The sequence below is a fragment of the Sphingomonas sp. S-NIH.Pt3_0716 genome, assembly GCF_003950715.1.
Taxonomy (GTDB): Bacteria; Pseudomonadota; Alphaproteobacteria; order Sphingomonadales; family Sphingomonadaceae; genus Sphingobium; species Sphingobium yanoikuyae_A.
This window is the reverse complement of the sequence record NZ_QLJK01000080.1, coordinates 1-3,076: the sequence shown is the minus strand read 5'-3', so window position 1 is coordinate 3,076 and position 3,076 is coordinate 1. Positions and strand designations below refer to the sequence as shown.

The 3,076-nt window shown below is 58.8% G+C and carries 2 protein-coding genes, 1 tRNA gene and 1 pseudogene; 2 read left to right on the top strand and 2 right to left on the bottom strand.

All coding sequences use genetic code 11. From position 1 onward, the window contains the following. The first annotated feature begins 74 nt into the window (after window positions 1-74). Window positions 75-569 (top strand): c-type cytochrome, encoded by a 495-nt coding sequence (locus BRX37_RS27545; protein ID WP_486057195.1) that lies wholly within the window; start codon window positions 75-77, stop codon window positions 567-569. A gap of 296 nt (window positions 570-865) precedes the next feature. Here the strand turns inward: BRX37_RS27545 and BRX37_RS25950 are convergent. Then, window positions 866-1,828, bottom strand: a pseudogene (locus BRX37_RS25950) (cation diffusion facilitator family transporter). Between the two features lie 188 nt (window positions 1,829-2,016). On the opposite strand from BRX37_RS25950, the gene BRX37_RS25945 reads away from it, so the two are divergent. Continuing rightward, a tRNA-Ser gene (locus tag BRX37_RS25945) sits at window positions 2,017-2,103 on the top strand. A 3-nt stretch (window positions 2,104-2,106) separates the two neighbouring features. Here BRX37_RS25945 and BRX37_RS25940 read toward each other — a convergent pair. Beyond that, window positions 2,107-2,628 (bottom strand): hypothetical protein, encoded by a 522-nt coding sequence (locus tag BRX37_RS25940; RefSeq protein WP_164522548.1) that lies wholly within the window; start codon window positions 2,626-2,628, stop codon window positions 2,107-2,109. Between the last annotated feature and the right edge of the window lie 448 nt (window positions 2,629-3,076).

Below are 3,076 nucleotides of genomic sequence, written 5' to 3'. Positions count from 1 at the left end.
TGACGGCGGCGCAATATCAAGCACTGACCCAGGCTGGCGAGGCAAGACGTCTGCCCGGCGTTGCTCCTGCAACCTTGTCGGCATGCACAAGCTGCCATGGCGTCGATGGTCGGGGGAGGGAGCAATCGGATATTCCGGTCCTGGCTGGGCAGAGCGCGTCCTATCTGTTCGCCAGCATGCGCCAGTATGTCTCGGGGAAGCGCAGCAGTGCGGTCATGCAGACGGCGCTGGCAACGATCGGGCGCGAGGACATGGCGAGGCTCGCGACCTATTTCTCTGCGATGCCCGGGCTCAAGAATAACGCGACCTCGCCCAGTTCTCCGGGACTGGATCGTTTCGGCCAGCCCCTGCCGGCCTGCAGCAATTGTCATGCGGCTGGCAAGGCGGCGCCCATTCTTGCCGGGCAGAAGCCAGGCTATCTCGCCGCGCGCCTGCGGCTTTGGCAGCAAGACGGGAATGTCATCGACGCGCGCCTGCCGCCGGATACCATGGCGATGATAGCAAGACGTGTCCCGGTCGATCAGATCGATGAACTGGCGCGGACGGTGGCGCGGCCCGGGGCGGACTAAGGGGCTATCGTCCGGTCAGGCGTGCATGTTGACCCAGATGAAAGCCAGGATGGCTGCAACGATGAATGCGAAGACGAGGTAGAGCGCAAGGCGACTGGTGGCCTTGCGGGCAGGACGTTCCTTGTGATGGGGCATTTTGATCCTTTCGTGGCGATCTCCTCCTCTCAACGCGTGGAAGCGTCCATGGTGCCCGGTCATGCACGTTGAAGGCGTGAGGGGGGGGCATCAACGCCTCCAGTCCTGGCGGTCAGGACAGAGGTTTGGCTGATAGGGCTTGCCGCTGTTTCTTGCGTTCCTTACCGGCCCTCCAATGATGAGCGCAGGATCCATTGCTGCACGGCATCCGCCTGTTTTTCCGGTCGGATGTAGATGGAGGTCAGGTCGGGCACGCAGGCCTTCATCTCGCGCTCAATTTCCTCGATCAGGCGCTCTGCGTCTCCCATCGGCAGATCATCGACGAAATCGGCACTGATCGCCACGAACACGGCATCGGGCGCGGTGTGGATCGTGCGCACATGATTGACCGCGCTGATCTGTGGTCGCTTGTCCAAAATGGCCCATAACGCCGAAATGATCGCCGGATCGGCACTTTCGCCGATCAGCAGCCCCTTGGCTTCGCGCGCGAGCAGCATGGCGACCCCGGCCAGGATGAGACCCACGGATCGATGCGACGCCATCGATCCGTGGATCGGCATAATGATGACTGGCCCAGACTCCGATGCCCGCAATGCCAAGGCCGATTAGCGCCGCACTGTCCTCGAACAGGACGATGAAGCCGGCCAGATCCTTGGATCGGCGGATCGATTGCCACCAGCTGCTTGAGCCCCTCTTGCCGTTGAACTCGCGCACCGCGATGGCCCAGCTTGTTCCCTCGAGCAGGACCGCGACCGCCAGCACCACATAATTGATCGTCGGGTCTCGCAACGGCTCAGGCTCGGCAATATGTAGCCAGCCCTCATAGATCGAGACGCCAGCGCCGACGGCAAAGATCAGGATGGCGACGACGAAAGCCCAGAAATAGAGTTCGCGGCCATAGCCGAAGGGGTGGGTGGCGTCGGCCGGGCGCCTGGCCTTTTCCTGGCCATAGAGCAGCAGGACCTGGTTGCCGCTGTCGACCAGCGAGTGGCCCCCCTCGGTCAGCATGGACGAAGAGCCACTGATCGCCGCCGCCACGAATTTGGCGATGGCGATCCCGACATTGGCCAAGAGGGCCCATAGAGGACCATATTCTCGCGTAACCTGTGCGGCAGATCGGCCATGGGGCTCAACCGGGATAAGGGCTGGAGCGCAGGCCACGGATCAGGCGGCTTGGTGTTGATCCTCCTTAGCGGGCCAGTTCTTGGGAAGCAGTTCGAGGATGGAGATGATGACACTGCCGCTTAGCGGCGCTTGGGAAATCAATTTGGGCTGGCTATTTCTATCTCTTGATTCTAGGAACGCCGCGTTTGGACGGGTGGCCGAGTGGTTTAAGGCAGCGGTCTTGAAAACCGCCGTGGGTTCGCGCCCACCGTGGGTTCGAATCCCACCCCGCCCGGGTTCACCCGTCAACGTCTTTCGCACACCAAGCTTGGATGTCGGACAGAAGAATTTTGGGAACGATCAGCCGGCTTCCTGGACGGGCAGCGGTGTTCACGATCCCTTCGTCTGAAAGCGCAAATCCCAGAGTGCTGACGCTATCGAGTAAAATTGATAAACATCTGCAAAGGTTATCGATCGATTCCGACCGATCCTCGAATTGCTTATCTTGGGGCGCAACCCGGTTCGGATTGTGGACCGTGAATTTTCTTAACCGTTTAACGTCATTTTTTAGCTGATGAATTTCGAGATTTTGGTTTGCGATAACGCCATGCGAGATCTCCAAGTCGGACGTTTCTCGAATCGTTTGCGGCTTCAGACCGTTCTGTCTGTAAAACGTATTCTCTATAAGTACACGGCATGATTTATTCCGAAGAAATCTCCCTGAACTGACGTTGACATGTGGAGAAAGATACTTTGCGAGTTCGGATATGTTTGCAAATATCATCTGCGATCGTTCCAGCTTATTTATCTGCTGGTTCATTAGTTCCAATGGTGCCGCCATGAGCGAGTTCTAGTGGTCTCGAGCGTTCTGCGACCCTTTCGGTGCGCCCATAGCTATTGCATCATGTCTGAAAGAAGGGGGATCGATACTGGCACATGCTGCTGTGGTTCCAGCATTGCTACAGCGAGATTGTCGAAAGATATCTCCGTTATAGACATTACCGAACGAATATAGTTGGCTAGTGACCGAACCGCATCCGGCTCAGGCTCAGGCTCAGGCTCAGGCTCAGGCTCAGGCTCAGGCTCAGGCTCAGGCTCAGGCTCAGGCTCAGGCTCTAATCCTTCTAGCAGGGTGTCAACTTGAGTAGCCCCTAGACCGTATGTTCGTGCGGTGAAGTTGGCCCGCCCTCGGAGTAAGCAGGAAACGGGGGTTACGCCGGACGGGCCGGCGCCTATCCCCATGCTTAGGCGAGGGCGAACCATGCGCG